The 19,102-nt window shown below is 67.0% G+C and carries 16 protein-coding genes and 3 pseudogenes; 9 read left to right on the top strand and 10 right to left on the bottom strand.

Annotated elements, in window-relative coordinates; translation table 11 throughout:
- Positions 1-11 precede the first annotated feature (11 nt).
- Positions 12-698, top strand: a pseudogene (locus E3O06_RS18320) (phosphatase PAP2 family protein); the annotation flags it as partial.
- Positions 699-731: 33 nt separating this feature from the next.
- Here E3O06_RS18320 and E3O06_RS14620 read toward each other — a convergent pair.
- From E3O06_RS14620 to E3O06_RS18110, 3 genes are all read right to left on the bottom strand, one after another.
- A complete protein-coding gene (locus tag E3O06_RS14620; protein WP_134504323.1) occupies positions 732-1,535 on the bottom strand; it encodes a DUF1206 domain-containing protein in 804 nt (267 codons plus the stop codon).
- Positions 1,536-1,602: 67 nt separating this feature from the next.
- Positions 1,603-2,076: a VOC family protein gene (locus E3O06_RS14615; RefSeq protein WP_134504117.1), complete on the bottom strand. Its 474-nt coding sequence runs from the start codon at positions 2,074-2,076 to the stop codon at positions 1,603-1,605.
- Positions 2,077-2,170: 94 nt separating this feature from the next.
- A complete protein-coding gene (locus tag E3O06_RS18110) occupies positions 2,171-2,266 on the bottom strand; it encodes a carbohydrate-binding domain-containing protein (RefSeq protein WP_166788225.1) in 96 nt (31 codons plus the stop codon).
- Positions 2,267-2,296: 30 nt separating this feature from the next.
- On the opposite strand from E3O06_RS18110, the gene E3O06_RS14610 reads away from it, so the two are divergent.
- Both E3O06_RS14610 and E3O06_RS14605 read left to right on the top strand, forming a co-directional pair.
- A complete protein-coding gene (locus E3O06_RS14610; RefSeq protein WP_134504116.1) occupies positions 2,297-2,611 on the top strand; it encodes a hypothetical protein in 315 nt (104 codons plus the stop codon).
- A gap of 24 nt (positions 2,612-2,635) precedes the next feature.
- Positions 2,636-3,637, top strand: a complete 1,002-nt coding sequence (locus E3O06_RS14605; protein ID WP_134504115.1) for a glutathione S-transferase family protein — start codon at positions 2,636-2,638, stop codon at positions 3,635-3,637.
- Positions 3,638-3,754: 117 nt separating this feature from the next.
- On the opposite strand, the gene ligD is transcribed toward E3O06_RS14605, so the two are convergent.
- Positions 3,755-4,777 carry a non-homologous end-joining DNA ligase gene (gene ligD, locus E3O06_RS14600; protein WP_134504114.1) on the bottom strand — a complete coding sequence of 341 codons (1,023 nt, stop codon included), beginning with the start codon at positions 4,775-4,777 and terminating at the stop codon, positions 3,755-3,757.
- A gap of 84 nt (positions 4,778-4,861) precedes the next feature.
- Here ligD and E3O06_RS14595 point away from each other — a divergent pair, with 84 nt between their 5' ends.
- Entirely contained in the window at positions 4,862-6,109 is a 1,248-nt protein-coding gene (locus tag E3O06_RS14595; protein ID WP_134504113.1) for an MFS transporter, read from the top strand.
- A 35-nt stretch (positions 6,110-6,144) separates the two neighbouring features.
- Positions 6,145-6,633, top strand: a complete 489-nt coding sequence (locus tag E3O06_RS14590) for a DUF427 domain-containing protein (RefSeq protein ID WP_134504112.1) — start codon at positions 6,145-6,147, stop codon at positions 6,631-6,633.
- Between the two features lie 21 nt (positions 6,634-6,654).
- Here E3O06_RS14590 and E3O06_RS14585 read toward each other — a convergent pair whose 3' ends face one another.
- A complete protein-coding gene (locus tag E3O06_RS14585) occupies positions 6,655-8,946 on the bottom strand; it encodes an FdhF/YdeP family oxidoreductase (protein WP_134504111.1) in 2,292 nt (763 codons plus the stop codon).
- Positions 8,947-9,112: 166 nt separating this feature from the next.
- Here E3O06_RS14585 and E3O06_RS17625 point away from each other — a divergent pair, with 166 nt between their 5' ends.
- The 4 genes and pseudogenes from E3O06_RS17625 to E3O06_RS18470 form a co-directional block, all read left to right on the top strand.
- Positions 9,113-9,277, top strand: coding sequence for a hypothetical protein (locus tag E3O06_RS17625; RefSeq protein WP_166784319.1), 165 nt, complete (start codon positions 9,113-9,115; stop codon positions 9,275-9,277).
- 51 nt (positions 9,278-9,328) lie between these two features.
- Positions 9,329-9,781 carry a succinate dehydrogenase/fumarate reductase transmembrane subunit gene (locus E3O06_RS17620; protein WP_166788224.1) on the top strand — a complete coding sequence of 151 codons (453 nt, stop codon included), beginning with the start codon at positions 9,329-9,331 and terminating at the stop codon, positions 9,779-9,781.
- Positions 9,782-9,812: 31 nt separating this feature from the next.
- A pseudogene (locus tag E3O06_RS18475) lies at positions 9,813-10,124 on the top strand (FAD-binding protein); the annotation flags it as partial.
- Positions 10,060-10,308 (top strand): annotated as a pseudogene (locus tag E3O06_RS18470) (Gmad2 immunoglobulin-like domain-containing protein); the annotation flags it as partial. The pseudogenes E3O06_RS18475 and E3O06_RS18470, both read left to right, overlap by 65 nt.
- 189 nt (positions 10,309-10,497) lie before the next feature.
- Here the strand turns inward: E3O06_RS18470 and E3O06_RS18105 are convergent.
- From E3O06_RS18105 to E3O06_RS14555, 5 genes are all read right to left on the bottom strand, one after another.
- On the bottom strand, positions 10,498-11,115 hold the full coding sequence (locus E3O06_RS18105; protein ID WP_241980234.1) for a hypothetical protein: 618 nt from the start codon (positions 11,113-11,115) through the stop codon (positions 10,498-10,500).
- 127 nt (positions 11,116-11,242) lie between these two features.
- On the bottom strand, positions 11,243-14,644 hold the full coding sequence (locus E3O06_RS14570) for an ATP-binding protein (protein WP_134504110.1): 3,402 nt from the start codon (positions 14,642-14,644) through the stop codon (positions 11,243-11,245).
- Complete coding sequence (locus E3O06_RS14565) at positions 14,641-15,333, bottom strand: DUF4194 domain-containing protein (RefSeq protein WP_134504109.1); 693 nt, start codon at positions 15,331-15,333, stop codon at positions 14,641-14,643. The genes E3O06_RS14570 and E3O06_RS14565 overlap by 4 nt, the downstream gene beginning before the upstream one ends.
- Positions 15,326-16,852, bottom strand: coding sequence for a DUF3375 domain-containing protein (locus tag E3O06_RS14560; RefSeq protein ID WP_134504108.1), 1,527 nt, complete (start codon positions 16,850-16,852; stop codon positions 15,326-15,328). The genes E3O06_RS14565 and E3O06_RS14560 overlap by 8 nt, the downstream gene beginning before the upstream one ends.
- Positions 16,845-19,082, bottom strand: a complete 2,238-nt coding sequence (locus E3O06_RS14555; RefSeq protein ID WP_174843240.1) for a HelD family protein — start codon at positions 19,080-19,082, stop codon at positions 16,845-16,847. Before E3O06_RS14555 ends, E3O06_RS14560 begins: the two co-directional genes overlap by 8 nt.
- Between the last annotated feature and the right edge of the window lie 20 nt (positions 19,083-19,102).

Below are 19,102 nucleotides of genomic sequence, written 5' to 3'. Positions count from 1 at the left end.
AGGACGCGCAGATGAGTGGTACCCGGCCCACAACGACGTGGCGCTCACGTTATGAGAAGCTCGTCGTCGAGCCCCGACCGCTGTCCGAGGCCGGTCGGCGGCACTTGCGCGTGATGGCAATCGCGCTCGTGAGCGTCGGAGTCATTCTGTTCGCCTGCGTCGTCGTCGACGTGCTGCAGCCGGACCGGTCGTCGTTCTACGATTCTCCGGTTCGTGAGTGGCTCGTAGACAACCGGTCGCCGACCCTGACGGTACTGATGATCGGTTTGGCCATCGTTTTCGGGCCGGTGGCGCTGCCGATCATCGTGCTCGTGCTCACCGTGGTTTGGGCCTTCACCGGAAAGCACGTCTGGCGGCCGCTCCTGCTGGCCATTGCTATGCTGACCGGCGTCATTCTGGCTCAGATTTTGGCGCCACTCGTCGCCCGCACCCGACCACCCATCGAGCTGATGCTGTTCGGCCCCGACCACTCGTTCTCGTTTCCGTCGGGGCACGTTCTCGGCGCGGCCGATTTCGTACTGGTGCTCACCTACCTGATCGTGTCCCGACGGCACAGCCGTCGGGCTGTCGTCGTCGGGTTCAGCATCGCTATGGTCTGCATTGTGCTCGCCGCGATCAGCCGTCTCTATCTCGGTTACCACTGGGCAACGGATGCCCTCGCCTCACTCTCGATTTCGTTGGTGGTGCTCGGCGGCGTCATCGCCTGGGACACCCGCCACGCGTCCCGCAGACTACAACCGGGCGCGCCGGGCCCTAACAAAGCAGTACAGGCCGTAGGAGATCAGGCCGATCCCGATCAGGATCAGGGCGATCGTTCCGAACGGCAGGGCGGCGAGGGCTTTGAGCGCCCCGTCGAGTCCGGTGGATTTGCTCGAATCGTTGGTGAGCGCGGCGACGCCGGCGAGGACCGCGACGACGGTGAGAGCAATACCCTTGGCGACGTAGCCGACGACGCCGAGGGCGATGACAGCGCGGCCGGCCGATCCGCTCGGCACGGCGAGGTCTGACCGGAACTTCTGCGCTGCACCCTTGTAGATGAAATAGCCGCCGACGCCGAGCACGGCCACACCGGCCAGAAACAGCACGATGACACCGCCGGGCGAGGACAGCAGCGACGAACTGGCACTCTGGGTACTGTCGGCCGAACTGGACGAACCGCCCTGGGCGAAGGTCAAGGCCGTGGCGCCAAGGGCGATGTAGACGATGGCTTTGGCAACGTTGGCCAGACGACGCGACCACTTGCGTTTGGACTCACCCTGCATCACGAAGGCGGAGACGAGCAGCCACAGCCCCAGGGCGAACATGCCGACCACGACGGTCCAGAGCAGAAACACGCCGCCCGGGCTCGACGAGAGTTGCGCGAGCGCCCCACTCTGGTCGGCGGAGCCGCTGCCCGCACCGACCGCCACGGTGATCGCGATCGACCCGATGAGGATGTGCAGCAGCCCGTTCACGGCGAATCCCAGCCGGGCCAGCAGCTGCAGAGTTGAACTGTTGCTCGCGTCGCGAGCGATGTGTGTCGCCGATGCATTCATCACGGGCTCAGCATAGGCGCACACACACCGTCACGCGCAGAATTAAATTAGCGGGCGCCCCGAAACGTCACCGAGCGACGTCGTCTCGTAATGTTGCGTCACCGGACTCGGAGGCGACTGCGGATTCGGCAACAGCGCCGGTGATGTTGACCATCCAATTCGTGCCGAATTTGTCGACCACCATGCCGAAGCTGTCGCCCCATGGTGCTTTGTTGAGCGGCATGGTGATGGCGCCGCCCTCGATGAGCTTGTCCCAGTAGCCGGTCAGTTCGGCGTCATCCTCGCCGCTGAGGGAGACGGTGACGCTGCTGCTCGTGGGGAGTTCCATGCTGTTGGGGGTGTCGGAAGCCATCAGCGAGAATCCGCTCGGTGTCGTCAGTTCCGAGTGCATGATCTTGTTCTGCTCGGCCGGATCTTCGCTCGCCTGGTATTCACCGAACGTGCTGCGGGTGACCTCGCCGCCAAAGACGCTCTGGTAGAAGTCCATTGCTTCGCGGGCGGAGTCGCGAAAGCCGAGGTACGGGTTGAGACGACTGCTCATGGTTGGTTCTCCTTCGTTTTTCGGGGTGATGCTGTGAGTATTGCCCGGATCGATCCATCTGACGAGTCGTGAGCCCGCCCACGTTGCCCCAACGTCACGGGCGCGCGCCAGCGAGCACAACCAAGACCTCGTCGGCGTCGGTCACCGCGATCGCGGCGGTCGTGGAACTCGACACGTCGACGCCGTTCAAGGAAATTCCTCGGCGGGTACAGTAACGGACATGAAGCTGATCGCTATCACCCCGCCCACCCGCAGCTTTTCGCGCTGGCTGACCGACGAAGAAATCGGTCGGGTGATCGCCCACAAACGCGGCTGGCGCCAGGCGCCGGACGGCAGCGTTTTGGCCGGCAAGATTCGCAAGACCCGCATTAGCGCCTCACTCGAACAACTTGGCGCGACCGCCGTCGCCCGCGGCTGGGCCACCCGGCCGCGGGTCGAGCCGAGCGACAGCAGCGGCCCCACCCACATGATGTGGGGCATCATCGACGCGCGCACCGACGCCGAGATCACGGATCAGCTCGGCGGGGAGTTGTAGGGTCTTGTCGCGTAGCGTGGACGCATGAGCCTCGACCCCAGTTACATCAAGCCCGGCAAAGATTTCGACCGCGACACCAATTACATCGAGGACCGCATCACGCAGGACGGCCGTGACGGCTGGCCGGTCGAACCTGGCCGCTACCGGCTGGTCGCCGCCCGTGCCTGCCCGTGGGCCAATCGCACCACAATAGTGCGCCGCCTGCTCGGCCTCGAGGGCGTGATCTCGCTCGGCCTGCCCGGCCCCATCCACGACAAGAACAGCTGGACCTTCGACCTCGACCCGGGCGGGCTCGACCCGGTACTTGGCATCGAGCGCCTGCAACAGGCCTTCTTCGCCCGCTTTCCCGACTACCCGCGCGGCATCACCGTTCCGGCGATCGTCGATGTGCCGACCGGTCAGATCGTCACCAACAACTACCCGCAGATCACCCTGGACTTTTCGACCGAGTGGACGGCCCACCACCGCGTAGGCGCTCCCGACCTCTACCCCAAAGCTTTACGAGCCGAGATCGACGAGGTCGCCAACCTGATCTTCCACGACGTGAACAACGGCGTCTACAAGTGCGGCTTCGCCGGCAGCCAGAAATCCTATGAGCGGGCTTACACGGCCCTGTTCGCCCGGCTGGACTGGCTGGAAGAGCGTCTGGCCGGGCAGCGGTATCTCGTGGGCGACACGATCACCGAGGCGGACATCCGCTTGTTCACCACGCTCGCGCGCTTCGACGCGGTCTACCACGGGCATTTCAAGTGCAATCGCAACAAGCTCAGCGAGATGCCGGTGCTCTGGGCCTACGCGCGCGACCTGTTCCAGACGCCCGGTTTTGGCGACACGATCGATTTCGACCAGATCAAGAAGCACTACTACGTGACCCACGTGGACATCAATCCCAGTGGCATCGTGCCGACGGGACCGGATGCTGCCGCCTGGCTGGCCCCGCACGCTCGCGCCGACCTCGGCGGCCGTCCGTTCGGCACCGGCACCCCGCCGGAGGCCCCGCTGCCCGCCGAGCGCATTCTGAACTGACTGCGAGCCGTTCCCGCACCTCGCGACGCGCTGGAGTTGCGCCAGTGGGCGGGAGGCGCAACTCCCGCGCACTGGCGCAGGTCCCGCTTACGGGCGCAGCCCCCGCGCAGCCCGCCGCTAGTCGGGGTGGCGAGCGCGGCTCGGCTGCACCCGCGGAGGCTCCCCCGGCATCTTGGGAAAGTCGGGCGGAAACGGCAGCTCGCCCAGGCCGTCGGCCAGGTCGCGCTCCCACCACGAATACAGGGTGTCGATCGAGCCGGGCTGCTCGTGCATGGCCGCCCACGGGTCGCCCCTCTCCCGCAAACGGGTCGGCACGGTGAGAATCGTGAACGCGTGCGGGTTGGCGCCGGCCAATTCGTCCCACTCCAGCGGGCAGGAGACCGGTGCGTGCGGCAGCGGCCGGGGGCTATAGGCGCCGGCCATGGTGCGGTCACGGTTGGCCTGGTTGTAGTCAATGAAGATGCGCTCGCCGCGCTCTTCCTTCCACCAGTTCGTGGTGACCTGGGTGGGCATCCGTCGCTCGAGTTCCCGCGCCGCGGCGATGACCGCGTGCCGCACGTCGAGAAATTCGCGGGTCGGGGTGATCGGCGCGAACACGTGCAGCCCTCGGTTGCCGGAGGTTTTCACAAATGCGGTCAGACCGGCCTCGGCCAGCAGGTTCTTCAGTTCAACGGCGACCGGAATGGTGTCGGCGAAGTCCGTGCCGGGCTGGGGATCGAGGTCGATTCGCAGTTCGTCGGGATTGTCGGCCAGTTCGGCCCGCGATGGCCAGGGGTGGAACACGATCGTGTTCATCTGCACCGCCCAGACCGCGGCGGCCGGTTCATCGATCACGAGCTGCGGATGCGTGCGCCCACTCGGGTAGACCACCGGCACGGCCCGCACATAGTCCGGCGCACCCTTCGGCGGGTTCTTCGAGAAGAACTGCTCGCCGTCGATGCCGCCACTGAAGCGTTGCAACGACACCGGACGATCACCGTTGGCCCGCACGAATGCCTCACCCACAGCGATGATGTAGTGGGCGAGGTCGAACTTGGTGATTCCCGGTTCGGGCCACAGCACCCGACTCGGGCTCGACAGGCGCACCTCGCGCGCACCGTGCGGGCCGTCGACCGTCAAAACCTGCGCGTCAGAGCTCATGCGCACACTGTAGCCAGATTCGTCAGGGGTCGATGCCGAGCGCGCGTACTCTGAACATGTGCCCCCAGTCGTGACCACCACGTGATGACGCCCGCGCATCCGGGCCGCGGGGCGGCATCCGCTGGCTGGAACGGCCACTCTCACGGCAGCTCCGACTACCGCAAACTGCTCGCCGGACTGTTCTTCGCCGGAATCGCCACCTTCGCCCAGCTCTACTCGCCCCAGGCCGTGCTCGCTCACATCGCCGACGATGTCGGCGTCAGCGCAGCGGATGCCGCCCTCGTCGTCTCGGCATCGACGCTCGGCCTGGCCGTCGGCGTGATTCCCTGGTCGCTCGTGGCCGACCACCTCGGCCGGGTGCGCGCCATGTCGATCGCCGTGATCGCGGCGACCGTATTCGGGCTGCTCGTGCCGTTCGCTCCGACCTTCTCGCTGCTGCTCACCGGTCGTTTCGTCGAAGGGCTCATGCTCGGCGGGGTGCCGGCGATCGCGATCGCCTACCTGAGCGAGGAGATCGAGCCGCGTCACGCCGCCCGCGCGGCCGGCACCTATGTCGCCGGAACGTCGATCGGCGGTCTGCTCGGGCGCCTGGTCGCCGGGCCGATCACCGAACTTGCCAACTGGCGGGTCGGCGTCTTCACGGTCGGAGTGCTCTGCGCGATCGCCGCCGTGTTGTTCATCACGTTGATTCCGGCGCCGCGCGGCTTCGTGCCCCGCCGGGCATGCAAGCGCGCCACCGACCTGGGGCTGTTGATGCTGTTACGCGCCAACCTGACGTCACCGCGCCTGCTCGCGCTCTATGCCCAGGGATTTCTGCTGATGGGAGGGTTCGTCGCCCTCTACAACTACCTCGGTTTTCGCCTGGCCCAGGACCCGTTCAACCTGCCGCAGGCCCTGATCAGCCTGGTCTTCGTGGCCTACCTGGCCGGCACCTGGTCGTCGGCCCAGGCCGGCATTCTCGCCGCCCGCTTTGGCCGCTGGTGGGTTCTGCTCAGTTCACTGGCGTGCATGATCGCGGGAGTGCTGCTGACCCTGTCGACCGTACTGGTGCTCGTTCTGCTCGGCGTGCTGCTGGCCACCGCCGGGTTCTTCGCCGCGCACGCCGTCGCCTCCGGCTGGACCGGGGCCGACGCCCGGATCGGTCGCGCCCAGGCATCATCGCTCTACAACCTCGCCTACTACGCCGGGTCGAGCCTGTTCGGGTGGCTCGGCGGCGTGTTCTTCGTGCAGTGGGGCTGGGGAGGCACCGTCGTGATGGTCGCCGGACTCGCGGCCGTCGCCGCCGCTCTCACCGTGGCCCTGCTGCGACCTTCGAACCCGGCGCAGGTGTGACTGGTCTTCGCAGGTAGCCGATCTAGCATCGGATCATGATTGAGCGAGTGCAACGCGACCCCATCCGCCCTGGTCAGGAATCCGTCTGGGACTACCCCCGCCCGCCCCGCGTCGAGCACACCGGGGAACACGTCACCGTCGAACTCGACGGAGTGATCATCGCCGACACCTCCGACGTCGTGCGAGTGCTCGAGACCAGCCATCCACCGGTCTACTACCTGCCGCGACGTGCCTTCGCCGTGGGCGTGCTGCAACCGGAACCGGGCCACAGCTACTGCGAATACAAGGGAGTCGCCGGTTACCTCTCGGTAGGCGCCCGCGCGCGTGCCGCCTGGTTCTACCCGACACCGACCCCGGGCTTCGAGACGCTTTTCGATCGCGTCGCGATCTATCCGGCAGCCATGCAGCGGTGCACCGTCGATGGTGAAACGGTGCGGGCGCAGGACGGCGACTATTACGGCGGCTGGATCACCGAAAAAATCGTCGGGCCGTTCAAGGGGTCAGCGGGCACCATGGGTTGGTAACTGCCGGCTGGCACGGTTGAGTCAGCCGGCCGGCTCCAGTCGAATGATGACGGCCTTCGACACCGGCGTATTACTGTCGTCGGCGACACTGTCGAGCGGAACGAGCACGTTCGCCTCCGGATAATACGCGGCGGCGCAGCCGCGTGGCGTCGGGTAGGCCACCAGACGGTAGCCCCGCAGCACCCGGTCGACGTTGTCACTGAACTCGCTGTGCACGTCGACCAGGTCGCCGTCGGCGAACCCGAGGGCAGACAGGTCCTTCTTGTTGATGAAGATCACGTGCCGCCCCTTTTTGATGCCGCGGTAACGGTCGTCGAGGCCGTAGATGGTGGTGTTGAACTGGTCGTGGCTGCGCAGGGTCTGCAGCACCAGGCGCCCGGGCGGTACCTCGAGGTGCTCGAGGGTGTTCGTGGTGAGCAGGGCCTTGCCGGTCGGGGTGTCGAAGGTGCGGGAGTCGCGTGGGCCGTTCGGCAGCACGAATCCGCCCTCCCGACGGATGCGTTCGTTGTAGTTTTCGCAGCCGCCGACCACGTGGGCGATGTGGTCGCGAATGCGATCGTAGTCGGCTTCGAAACCGGCCCAGTCGACGGCAACCTTGTCTTTCAATACGGCGCTGGCCAGTCGCGAGATGATCGCGACCTCGGAGAGCAGATTCGGGGACACCGGCTTGAGCTTGCCCCAGGACGGATGCACCGCGCAGACGGAGTCCTCGACCGAGACGAACTGCTCCCCGCTGGCCTGTTCGTCGATTTCGGTGCGCCCCAGCGTCGGCAGGATCAGCGCCTCCTCGCCGGTCACAGCGTGCGAGCGGTTCAGTTTGGTGGAGATCTGCACGCTCATTTCGGTGCGCGCCATGGCGGCCTCGGCAATGCCGGTATCGCTCATCGCGGCAACGAAGTTGCCGCCGAGCCCCATCCATACCTTCATCGTTCCATCGCGCATGGCACGCACCCCGTCGACGGAATCGACGCCGTGTTCGCGGGGCGGATTGAAGCCGAACTCCTGCTGCAGGGCGTCGAGGAAGGCCGGCGGCATCTGCTCCCAGATGCCCATGGTGCGGTCGCCCTGCACGTTGCTGTGGCCGCGGATCGGGGAGGCCCCGGCACCGGGTTTGCCGATGTTGCCGCGCAGCAGCAGCAGGTTGATGATTTCCTTGATGGTGTCAACGCCCTTCTTCTGCTGCGTCAGGCCCATCGCCCAGGTGATGATCACCCGGTCGGCGGTGAGGTACCGCTCGGCGAGTTCGTCGATTTGGGCCGCGCGCAGGCCCGTCGCGGCCAGCACCATCCCCTCGTCGAGCTGGGCGAGATGCTGCCGCAATTCGGGCAGCCCCTGGCAGTGTTCGTCGAGAAAGGCCTGGTCGAGCACGGTTCCCGGGGCGCACGTCTCGGCGTCGAGCACCCGCTTCGAGACGGCCTGCAGCAGCGCCATGTCGCCGCCGATGCGAATCTGCAGAAACTGGTCGGCGATGTCGGTGCCGTGGCCGATGATTCCGCGCACCCGTTGGGGGTTCTTGTAGCGGCGCAGGCCCGCCTCGGGCAGCGGGTTGACGGCGACGATCCGGGCGCCGGCATCCTTGGCTTCTTCGAGCGCGGTGAGCATGCGCGGGTGATTGGTGCCGGGGTTCTGGCCCATGATGATGATCAGGTCGGCCTTCGCGAAGTCGTCGTAGCTGACCGTGCTCTTGCCGATGCCGACGGTCTGGCCCATGGCCCAGCCGGTGGATTCGTGGCACATATTGGAACAGTCCGGCAGGTTGTTGGTGCCGTAGGCTCGCGCGAACAGCTGGTAGGCGAAGGCTGCCTCGTTGGAGGCGCGGCCGCTCGTGTAGAACGCGGCCTGGTCGGGCGAATCGAGGGCGTTGAGTTTGGCGGCAATCACCCGAAAGGCTTCGGGCCAGCTGACCGGGCGGTAGTGGTCGCTCCCGGCCGGCTTGTGGACGGGTTCGACCAGTCGGCCCTGCATGCCGAGCCAGTATTCGCTCTTCTCCCGCAGGTCGGCGAGCGAATGCTCCGCCCAGAAGCTCGCCGGAATGGTGATCGGGGTGGCCTCCCAGGTGACGGCCTTGGCACCGTTCTCACAGAATTCGAAGGCCTTGCGCTGGCCGGGATCTGGCCAGGCACAGCTCATGCAGTCGAAGCCGTCCTTCTGATTCATCGACAGCAGCGCCCGCATCCCCCGCAGGGCGCCCATCCCGGTGACCGCCGGTTGCAGGGAGTGCAGCACGCCGGGCACGCCGGCAGCCCAGGCCTTGGAGTGCGTGACCTCGATGTCGTCATCGGTGACGTCGTCGATCGGGGGTTCACTGCTCATGTTGCACCGCTCTTCCGGGGTTCATAGGCGCGATCAGCCAGCCGCACGCGCGTCGCTGGCACGATACACCGGCGGGGGCGGGAGCATCCGTTCGCACCACCCGAATGCGGAATATACCCCCATGGGTATAGTGTGGAGGTACTTCCTCCAACGAAAGGCATTCACCATGTGCAGAGCTGTCACCTGCAAGACCTGTCAGAAGACCACCTGGGCCGGCTGCGGCCAGCACGTCGACCAGGTCATGAAGGGCGTGCCGCGCAATCAGCGCTGCGAGGGCCATGTCAAGGAGAAATCCACCGGCGGCTTCTTCGCCCGTCTGCTCGGCCGGTAGCGTAAGACCCAGCCGCATTCGACGTCCGCCTGACCCTGCTTGGGGGCGCGAATGAGCAGCACGGCACGGACGAATGCGCGGAGGCCGCTGCTCTCCAACTTCGTCTGCAAGACCGTCATGGCCGTCACCGGCCTGATCTTCTCGGCGTTCGTGCTCGTGCACATGTTCGGCAACCTCAAGGTATTTTTGGGTGCTGGGCACTTCAACGACTACGCCCAGTGGCTGCGCGAAGCGTTTGAACCGGTACTTCCCTATGAGGGACTGCTCTGGGTGCTGCGTCTCGCCCTGCTCGCGAGTCTCGCCGGGCACGTCACCTGTGCGGCACTGCTCTGGCGGCGCGCCCGCTGCGAGCGGGGCCTTCGAAGCGGCGACGGTCGACACGAGCCACGCCTACGAAAATCTCATGGCGAGCTTTCAACGCCCGCTGGCCGGCCTTTTCTACGCCCTCGCCATGATCGTGCTTGGCCTGCACGTGGCCCACGGGCTCTGGGCCGCAGCCATTGATCTCGGCGCGACCGGTCGACGGTTTCGCCAGGTGGCCGCAAGCGGATCGAACGCCTGGGCCGAGCGCAAGCTGCACTACAAGCTCGTCTCGCCGCTGAACCGACGCAAATTCCGGGTCATCGTGGTGGGCACCGGACTGGCCGGAGCGGCCTGCGCGGCCGCCCTCGGTGAGCAGGGTTACGACGTGCACGCCTTCACCTTTCACGACTCCCCCCGCCGCGCGCACAGCGTCGCCGCGCAGGGCAGCATCAACGCGGCCCGCGCCCGCAAGGTCGACAATGACAGCCTCGCTGCGCGCCTACGAACTCAGCGCGAAGGTCGGCGCGATGATCAACGCGGTCGAGCGAGCCATCACGGTCAAGCCAGCGCACCCGGTGGTCATGCTGACCAGCCCCGTTTGCGGCGATGTCGTCGCTGCCGGAGGCAACCTCGCGATCGCGGGGCTGGCCACGGTTTTCGAGGCCGCTCTGACCGTCGAGCTGCGCGACCAGGCCGGCACCGTGGTCTTCAGCGCGAACCTGCTGACCGAGGAAGGCGGCGTGGAATCGCGGTTCAGTACGATCATTGCGGTGCCGTCCGAGCTGACGGCGGATTCTACGACGTGGTGGGCTTCACGCACAGCGAGCGCGACGGCAGTATCGAGCACGAGTTCTCGGTGCAGATCGAGGTGCGACCCTGAGCGGTCGCGACCCGAGCATTTGGGGGCGCTCAGCGCTTCAGGGCGCGGTCGTGACGGGGCGGGAGCGCAACCACACGCCCGATTCGGGATGAAAGGGCAACAAAACGTGCAGGAGCAGCCCGGACAGGGCGGTGAAAGTCACCGCTCCGATCGCGCCGAAGTTCGTGAACTGTGCCTCGACGTTGACCCCGGCCAGCGTCGTCAGGGTCCAGCCGAGCGCCCACAGCGCGCCCACGCCGAGGGTCCACAACCACCGCCGCCGGGTGCGGTGCGGCAGCGCGACGGCTTGCGCCGCACCGAGCACGAGTCCGGTGATCGCTCCCATTAGGGCCAGCTCGGCCAGCGTCGTGCGATAGTTGACGGCGGTCGAGCCGAGCAGCAGGCCGATTCCCATGCCGATCCCCGTCAAGGGAATCCAGATCAACGGATCGAGGCGTCGCCGACTGACCAGCACCTGTCCGACGCCGATGACAACCCCATAGACCGCACCGCCGATCAGGGCCGAGACGGGGTTGCTGACCCGACCGCCCACCGCCGTGCCCGCCAGCCCTGCAATCGGAAAAGCAAGAAACCCGACCAGCCACAGCAGCCACGTGGAGAGGAAGGTGGGGTTGCGAAAGCTGGGATTGCGATGGAGGCGCCGCGTGCTGGTCACGATTCTGCTCCAGTCCCAAGCGCCTGTCGGTGGGTGTGCTTCGGTCAGCCAGAAGAGTTCAGGACCGACACGCAGACATGTTACGCTCGCGCCGGTGCGCCCCGACAGCCCGCAGGCCCGGACGAAACTAGGCCGCGGCTTGCGGCGACGCCAACGGGGTGATGTAGGAGTAACCGGTGGCGGTGTTCTTGGTGATCGACAGCACGAGCTGCATGTGCGGCTCGAGCGCGGTGACCTTGTCGAGCGGCGCACCCACGATGAGCTGAAAACCGAGGCCCTTCCACGCGGCAACGGCCCGGCCGGCGAACTCGGCGTCGGATTTCACAAAGCCCTCGTCGAGGAACACCGGGGCGAAGCGTGGCCGGGTGCGGCTTTCATCGCCGAGCTGAAAGCGCAGGGCAGCGCCGACCACGAACGCCACAAGCTCCTGCGACTCGCCACCGCTCTTGCCACCGAGCGAGGAATACGTGCTGACTTCCACTCCCTCCTGGGTCACACGCACTGCGGTGATCTCCACGTGCGCACGCACATCGAGCAGCAGGTCGCGCTGCGCGGTGCTTGAGCCATTGGAGCCGTTGAGACCGTCGGGCCGACGAATCAGACTCATGAACTGCTGCAGCCGGGTGAACCGGTCTTCCGTTTGCTCGTCGGTGAACTGCTCTGTCGACCCCGAGGAGAGCACCTTGAGCTCCTTGCGAAACGCGGTCGCGTCATCGCGGTGCAGGCGGCGCAGCGAAATTTGCAGGCGGTCGCGGGTGGCGCCGAACGGCAGGGTCGCGAGGATCTCATTGATCGGCCGCAGGCGATCTTCGATCTCCTCGATCGCCGTGTTGAACGCCCCGGTGAGCGGTACGAGGTCCTGCCCGCTCCACGCCTCCAGGTGACGCTTCCACTCCTGACGACGCTCGGACAGGCCGAGGGTGCGGATGGCATCGAGAATGTCGGTGTAACTCGTGACCGACTCGAGCGCCACACCGATGTTCGGGTCGGGCCAGCGAGCCTGGTAGCTCTCGAAGATACCGATCATCGTGGCACGGTCGCGGGCGGCGACGCCCCGATCCTGCGCCGACTGGGCAATGAGTCTCTCGCGCAGGCGCTTCAGGCCGCCGGGAAAGCCGGCGAGATCGTTCTGGTCGGTGACCAGCGCAAACTGCTCGCTGAGGTGTCTGGAATGCTCCTCCGACAGTGTCAGGTTCGCAGTCCGTTCGATCTGCTCGAGCCGGTCGTTCACGGTGTCCTGCGCGTCGACGATGCTGCCCTGTTCGTCACCCAGCACCGCGCCGGTCTGCTCGGTCGTGTGCTTGAGCTTCTGGGCCGCATCGAGTTCCAGGGTCAGCCGGCCCTCTTCGTCACTCAGGGCGCGCAGAATGTCGCTGCCGGCCAGCATCCGTTCTTGTTCGGACTTCTTCTCAAGAATGCGGGCTGCAGCGGCCGCGACGTCGATCGACGACCAGTCGGTGTCGAGAATGTGCTGGTGAGCGGCCTGCTGCTCGCGCAGGTCACCGAGTTGCTCAGCGACAGCGGATGCCCGCCCCGCGGCAGCGTCAGCCACCAGCCCCTGCGCGGTCAACTCCGCCGCGATGTCGTCGAGGCGGGCGCGGCTGGAAAACCCGATGATCGATTTCTGTCCCGCGTTCGCGCCGTGGGCACCGCGGGAACCGTTGCGGGTCTGCCCGCTCGGGGTTACCCGTGCGCCTGCGCCCCGCAGCTCGGACGGGCTGGCCACACACAGGGCGTCGAGGTTCGATGACCGCAGGCGCGCCTGCACCCAGCTGCTGAACGGCGAGTCCTTCACGTCGAGCTTGCCCGACACGTAGCGGGAATCACCGGCGAGGTGCTGGTGCGGCTGCAGCGCCACACCCTCGAAGTGGATGCGCAGCGGCAGCTGCAGCGGATCGATCGCCGCGCTCAGGTGCGCGAGCCGGGTCTCGTCGACGAGCAGCACCCGCACGACCGACGCGAGGGTCACCTCGGCGGCCTGACGCCACTGTTCTTCGCCGGCCGCGAGGTCGATCAGTTCAGCGACGAACGGCAACTCCTCGACCGGAATGCCCGCAGCCTCGGCGATCATCAGCCGGGCATTGTGCAGGGCGAACGGCACCAGGCTCTCCCGCCCGGTCAAAAACGCCCGTTCCTGCTTGAGCGAGCGGATGCCCTCCTCCACCGGGTACGACTCGCGTTGCAGCGCCGTGCGGGTCGTCTCCAGGGCCGTCTGGGTGGCCGCGAACCCGGCGGCGAACCGGTCGGCGCCCTGCCGGGCGGCCGCAAACGCGGCGGCGGAATCGATCGGCGCGGCATCGATCGACGCGGCCAGCGAACGCACCCGGTCGTCGAACCCAGCGCGCTCGCGAGCCACAGTGTCGTGCTGGTCGCCGAGGCGCGCGAGTTCGGCCTGCAGGCGTTCGAGCACGTCGCCGCCGTTGTCGCGCTGCTGCTGTTGCAGCTGCGCGACCCGGGTCTTCAACGCCGTCTCTGCGTCGCGGGCCTGCGCCCGGGCGGTCTCGTTCCTGCGGCGGGCGGCCCGGTTTGTGTCGGCGGCGTTCTCGAGCAGGGTCTGCTCGGTCTGCAGCTGCCAGAGCACGAAGGGGGTGTCTCCTGCCCGGTGCACCCCGAAGGTGTCGACCAGGTCGGCCTGGGCCGTCGCGGCCTCGTACGACTGGTGGAGTTCGGGCAGGCGTTGGAGCACCTGGGCCTTCTGTGCCTCGGTGACCATCGCGCCGTAGGACCGTTCGAGATCTTCGAAGTGGTCGACCGCCTTGTCGGCCGCAGCAAAGGTCGCGGGCTCTTCAAGCACCATCGACTTGTAGAGCCCGTCGACCGTTTTCACCTGCTGGCCGGCCTGGATGCGGGCGAGCAGGCGCAGGGCTTTGCCGCCCTCGCCGTTGGCGCCGATACCGAGGCGCGTGTACAGGGTTTGGGCGAACGCCGCGTAGGTGTCGAAGACGTCGAGCCCCTCGAAACGGGCCTTGAGCGCGCGTTTGTCGAACCGATTCTCGGCACAGGCTGCGAGGTCGCGCAGGTCGAGGCTCCCGTCGGTCGTGGCCATTTTCATGGTGACGTCGGCGAATTTGTGGGCGCCGCGCGGCACGAAGTAGGTCCGCAGCACGGTGAAGCGGCGCTGGTTGTCGTCGATGAAGGTCAGGGCGACGGCGCCCCAGGTGGCTTCGTGCGCCCCGCGCAGCACCTGGTCGGTCAGTTCTCCGGTGCCGGCTTCCCGGTTGGCGTCGGTCTTACCGCGCAGGTAGGTCATCAGGTTGCGCTGATCCACGCTGCGGGCGCGACCGGAACCGGCATCGTTGGAGGCCCCGTTGAACGGGGTGTCTGAGGGCATCATGAGGGCGAGGTAGGCGTCGAGCAGGCTGCTCTTGCCGGTGCCGGAGGCACCGGAGACGAGCGTGGCCTGCCGGGCGAAATCGATCTCGTGGTGGCCGTGAAATCCGCCCCAGTTGACCAGCTGCATCGATTCGGCTCGCCACTGGGTGGTGCCCTCGGTGGCGCCATCGATGTAGAACAGCGGGGAATCATTCATGCCAGGGGCTCCAAAAGTGGTTCGTCAGCTGCGTCGCGGTTTTCGTCGCTGTTTTCGTCGCGCAACCAGTCGAGCAGTTCACCGAGGCGTTCGACCGACAGCAGCACCTCGATCACCGCCGAGATGCGAAACCGGTCTGGGTCGCTGGTCTTCAGTAGCACCCGCGCCTTGGCGAGGCTGTCGACCGCGGCCGCCGCCTTGCGGGCGTCACCGGAGAGGTCGGTGGCGTGCTCGGGGCGAAAGTGCGCGACGTTCTCGACCAGGTTGTCCCGGTCGACCAGCACGATCTCCTGGCCATTGGCGCGTTCGCTGCGAAAACGCTGGCGCAGCAGCACGAGCAGAATGGTCTCTTCGCGGGTGTAGGCCACATCATGCAGCAGGGTCGGAAACCGTTCACCGCCCTCGGCGAGGGCCTGCCTCTTGAAGGCGACTTCGTAGTGCAGGTCAACGTGCAGGTCGAGGAAGACGTCGTTGAGGCGGGACTTGAGGAGGCTCTGCGATTTGAGCAGGGTCTGCCATTCGGCTGGCTGCAGGGCCGCCGAGATGTAGCGGTGCTTCAGCAGCAGCACGAGCGTGCGGCGCTGTTCCACGCTGAGTCCGCCCTCGTCGCCCTCGAACAGGGACAGGCTGGCCGGTTCACTATCGATACCGAAATCGTCGGTCACGTCGTCAATCACGTCGTCATTCATGCTCGGAACCCAAATTCTGGGCGGCCAGGGCCGCCGTATCGTCGTCGGTCAGGGTGCGGTGCGGCAGGTCGAAGAGCCGCACCGTGCCATCCGGTCGCACCGTTTCGAAGCTTTCCAGGCCGGAGGGACCGTTAGAAGCACTCAGCTGGGCGGCGAGCTGCAGCAGGCCGAGAATCTCGACCGGCCGGCGCAGACTCGCGTCGAACCCGTTGAACGCGCTGCCAACGGATGCCGCCTCCCCCGCCGCGAACGCCGTCACGAGGGCGTCGCGCAGCTCTTCGAGCAGCGGACCGCCCTGCTGGCGCAGGTCGCCGAGGCTCGGCCCGGCCGGAGCCGCGTCGGACACATCGGCGAGCGCGGGCGGACCCCGGTGGGCGACCGGATCGTAGAATCGCTCGCGCAGGTGCTCCACCTCGAGGGTGCCGGGCATGAGCTCGACGGTGACCGTGGAGCGCGGGCCGGCGGTCTGCATCCAGGTGGCGAGTTCGCGGTTGATGTCGCGCAGCACATGTTCGAGTTCGCGGTCTTTCACCACGTCGTGGTTGACGATGTGCTCGCGCAGGGTCGTCGTGAGCCCCTTGCGCTGAGTGAGCACGTCATCGATGCCCTTGCGCAGCAGGGTCACCGTGCTCATGAAGCTGCGGCGTTCGTTCAGGCTCAGTTCGAGAGCGAACGGATGCAGCAGGATCGTCTCGAGGTCCGCCTTCAGCCCCTGCATGAGTTCGTCGTTGCGCAACAGGGTAAACGCGCCCTCGAAGGCGCGACCCTCCGCGGTCGACGACATGAGGGCATCCGTTTTGGCCAGGTAATCGTCGAGAACCTCGCTGATTGGTCGTTCCTCGCCGCGAAAATCGTTGACGATCTGCCGGTGCATGGCCGCGACCGACTCCTCGACCCGTTTGAAGTCGCTCGGCAGCTGCTGGATGAGGTCGATCAGGTTGGCGTAGCCCTCGTGCATCTGTTCGTTCGAGGCCGGCGCGATGTCGCCGCCGCCGGCGAGCCGGTCACGTTCGCTGGTCAGTTCATCGATCTGCCGGTCGAGCCGGCGCACCCGCTCCTCGCGATCGGGGTTCGCCTCGGTGGCGCGGTGCCGCACCGTGTCGACGATCGTTGCAAGGCGGGACTCGCTGATCAGCGCCCGCGAGCTGGCGAGACCGTCGACCAGCAGCAGGGCTTCGAGCGCGTGGCTGGTGAGCGAGTAGTGCTCCACGTTTGCCTGACCGCCGCCGTCGTCTCCAGCGTCGCGGAGCTCCCGGTACAGCCAGAGGTCGTTCATCCACTGCACGCAGAGGGCCCGGCCGGTTTTCTCGGGGGCGTCGATGCCGGTGCTGCGGAGGTCGGCGAGGTAGGCATCCACTTGCGTGTGCAGCAGTTCGCAGGGAACGCTGCGGCGCTCGCGGCTGAACGAACTCTTGAATACCGCGAGCACGAACGGCGCCCATTTGCGGTCGAGCAAGCGCAGGGTGGGTTTGTCGAAGGCTTCGCGCACCCGCGCCAATTCGCCGGCAATATCACTCAATGGCTCGCCCGTTTCCGAGCGGCGCGTCGCCCACCAGGTACAACCGCTGAGTCGCCCGAGTCATCGCGACGTACAGCGCTCCGGCGCCACGCTCCGAGGCCGCGAGAATCGCCGCCGGGTCGACGACGATGACCGCGTCGAACTCGAGCCCCTTGGCATCCCGCGGGGTGAGCAGCGCAATCTCGCGGCTCAGGCCGAGTGCGCCGACGCCGAGCAGGTCGCCGAATTCGGTCCGCAGCGACGCTTCGAGCTCATCGAGACCGGCATCGACGACGATCACGGCGAGGGTGCCGCCCGCCTCCAGCGCGCGGTCGCGGCGCACCGCGGTCGCGGCATCCGCTACCGTTTCGACCGGCCACTGGCTCGACCGCACCGTGCGCGAGGGGGTGATCGACAAGCGGTGCGAGATCGCCACGGTCTCGGCCGCCGTCGCGATCTGGCTCGGGGTGCGATAGTTCACGGTGAGCTCTTCGAGCCGCCAGCGAGCGGCTTCGGGCGAACCATCGAGCACCGGCTGCAGCGCCTCTTTCCAGCTAGCGGATGCCGCGGCGCTCGCCGCCTGCGCGATGTCACCGACGATCGTGAACGACCGGCGCGGACCCCGCCGCAGCACCAGCCGCCACTGCATGGGCGAGAGCTCCTGGGCTTCGTCGATGACGACGTGGCCGTAGGTCCAGCTGCGGTCCCGCGCGGCACGCTCACTGGTCGTGGCCCGTTCGTCGAGTTCGCCGGCCCGAGCGGCGAGATCCTTCGCGCTGACGAGGCCCTTCACCTGCATATTCTCGATGGCCGTTTCGGCGTTCTCCACGTCGCGCTTGCGTTGTTCCTTGAGCGCGCGCTTCTTGGCCTGGTCGACCGCGTTGTACTCCCCGAGCAGCTCGGCCGCCTCGTCGAGCAGCGGAATGTCGGCGATCGTGAACGCGGCGTCGCGCGGGCGGGCCAGCAACTTGCGTTGGGCGTAGCGCCAGCGCGGGGTCAGCTCGGCCAGCCACTGCGGCCGGGCATAGAGGTCCTGCACCAGTTTTTGCGGGGTCAGCGGCAGCCACGCTGTGTTGAGCGCCACCCGCACATCGTCGGCCAGGCGCAGGTCTTCGCGCAGCATCGGCAGGTCGGTGTCGTCCATCGACCGGCCCTGCTTCTGCAACTGCTCGAGCCAGACCCGGGAGAGCGCGTTGATAGCGGTCTTCACAAATGTGACCCTGGCCTCGTTGTGGGTTTTGCCGGTGCCGCGGGCACGCGCGATGGCGTGCGCCACGAGCTCCGGCTGAAGCACGATCCGGTCGCCGTTCACGACCAACACCTGCGGGGCCGACGGGGTGCGCTGCCGGGAGTGCACGGCCCGGGCGATGAGGTCGGCCATGAAGGCCTGGCCTTTGAGGGCCGCGACGGCCGGGGCATCCTCTTCGGTCGCTTCGACGCCAGGAAACAGCTGGCCAACCGTATTGAGCACGACGCCGGTCTCGCCGAGGGACGGCAGCACCGCCTCGATGTACTGCAGAAACGAGCGTGACGGGCCGATGATGAGCACGCCGCTGTCCCGCAGCCGATCCCGGTGCGTGTAGAGCAGGTAGGCGGCCCGGTGCAGTGCCACGGCGGTTTTGCCGGTGCCTGGACCGCCCTGCACGACCAGAACACCGGCCAGTTCCGAGCGGATGATGCGGTCCTGCTCTGCCTGGATGGTCGAGACGATGTCGGACATGTGCCCGGTGCGCTGCGCGGTGAGCGCCGCGAGCAGGGCGCCCTCACCCTGGTGTGTGGTGGCCGATGGATCAGCCAGCAGGGCCGCATCGAGAATCTCATCTTCGATGCGGATGATGCTGCGCCCCTTGGAGAGCAGGTGGCGGCGAGCCCTGGCGCCGAGCGGCGTGGCGGCGGTGGCCTGGTAGAACGCACTCGCCTGCGGCACTCGCCAGTCCAGCAGCAGCGGTTTGTGGTCTTCGTCGCGCAGGCCGACCCGGCCGATGTAGCGATAGACCGAGTCGCCGGAGTCATCCGGCATGGTTTCCAGCCGGCCGAAGGCAAGCCGGTCGTCGACCTCGCGCAGTTGCACGATGCGGTCCTCGTAGAGACGGGCGAAGGTGTCGCGTTCGCTGCGGCTTTGGTGATTGCCGCCGACGTCGAGCCGACGCACCGCGATCAGCTGATCTTCGGCCTCTGACGCCAGCGCATCCAGCCGCGCATACAGCGCCCGGACATAGGTCTGTTCCCGAACAAGCTCCTGGTCGATCACGAACACCCCTTAAACCGAAG

It is taken from the genome of Cryobacterium glaciale, assembly GCF_004402535.1.
Lineage (GTDB): Bacteria > Actinomycetota > Actinomycetes > Actinomycetales > Microbacteriaceae > Cryobacterium > Cryobacterium glaciale.
This window is presented reverse-complemented; position numbering and strand designations above follow the sequence as displayed.

What these genes read in the sequence shown, in the direction of transcription:
- E3O06_RS14620 (WP_134504323.1), bottom strand. Translation starts at nt 1,535, where the DNA reads ATGAATGCATCGGCGACACACATCGCTCGCGACGCGAGCAACAGTTCA.
- E3O06_RS14615 (WP_134504117.1), bottom strand. Translation starts at nt 2,076, where the DNA reads ATGAGCAGTCGTCTCAACCCGTACCTCGGCTTTCGCGACTCCGCCCGC.
- E3O06_RS14610 (WP_134504116.1), top strand. Translation starts at nt 2,297, where the DNA reads ATGAAGCTGATCGCTATCACCCCGCCCACCCGCAGCTTTTCGCGCTGG.
- E3O06_RS14605 (WP_134504115.1), top strand. Translation starts at nt 2,636, where the DNA reads ATGAGCCTCGACCCCAGTTACATCAAGCCCGGCAAAGATTTCGACCGC.
- ligD (WP_134504114.1), bottom strand. Translation starts at nt 4,777, where the DNA reads ATGAGCTCTGACGCGCAGGTTTTGACGGTCGACGGCCCGCACGGTGCG.
- E3O06_RS14595 (WP_134504113.1), top strand. Translation starts at nt 4,862, where the DNA reads ATGACGCCCGCGCATCCGGGCCGCGGGGCGGCATCCGCTGGCTGGAAC.
- E3O06_RS14590 (WP_134504112.1), top strand. Translation starts at nt 6,145, where the DNA reads ATGATTGAGCGAGTGCAACGCGACCCCATCCGCCCTGGTCAGGAATCC.
- E3O06_RS14585 (WP_134504111.1), bottom strand. Translation starts at nt 8,946, where the DNA reads ATGAGCAGTGAACCCCCGATCGACGACGTCACCGATGACGACATCGAG.
- E3O06_RS17625 (WP_166784319.1), top strand. Translation starts at nt 9,113, where the DNA reads ATGTGCAGAGCTGTCACCTGCAAGACCTGTCAGAAGACCACCTGGGCC.
- E3O06_RS17620 (WP_166788224.1), top strand. Translation starts at nt 9,329, where the DNA reads ATGAGCAGCACGGCACGGACGAATGCGCGGAGGCCGCTGCTCTCCAAC.
- E3O06_RS14570 (WP_134504110.1), bottom strand. Translation starts at nt 14,644, where the DNA reads ATGAATGATTCCCCGCTGTTCTACATCGATGGCGCCACCGAGGGCACC.
- E3O06_RS14565 (WP_134504109.1), bottom strand. Translation starts at nt 15,333, where the DNA reads ATGAATGACGACGTGATTGACGACGTGACCGACGATTTCGGTATCGAT.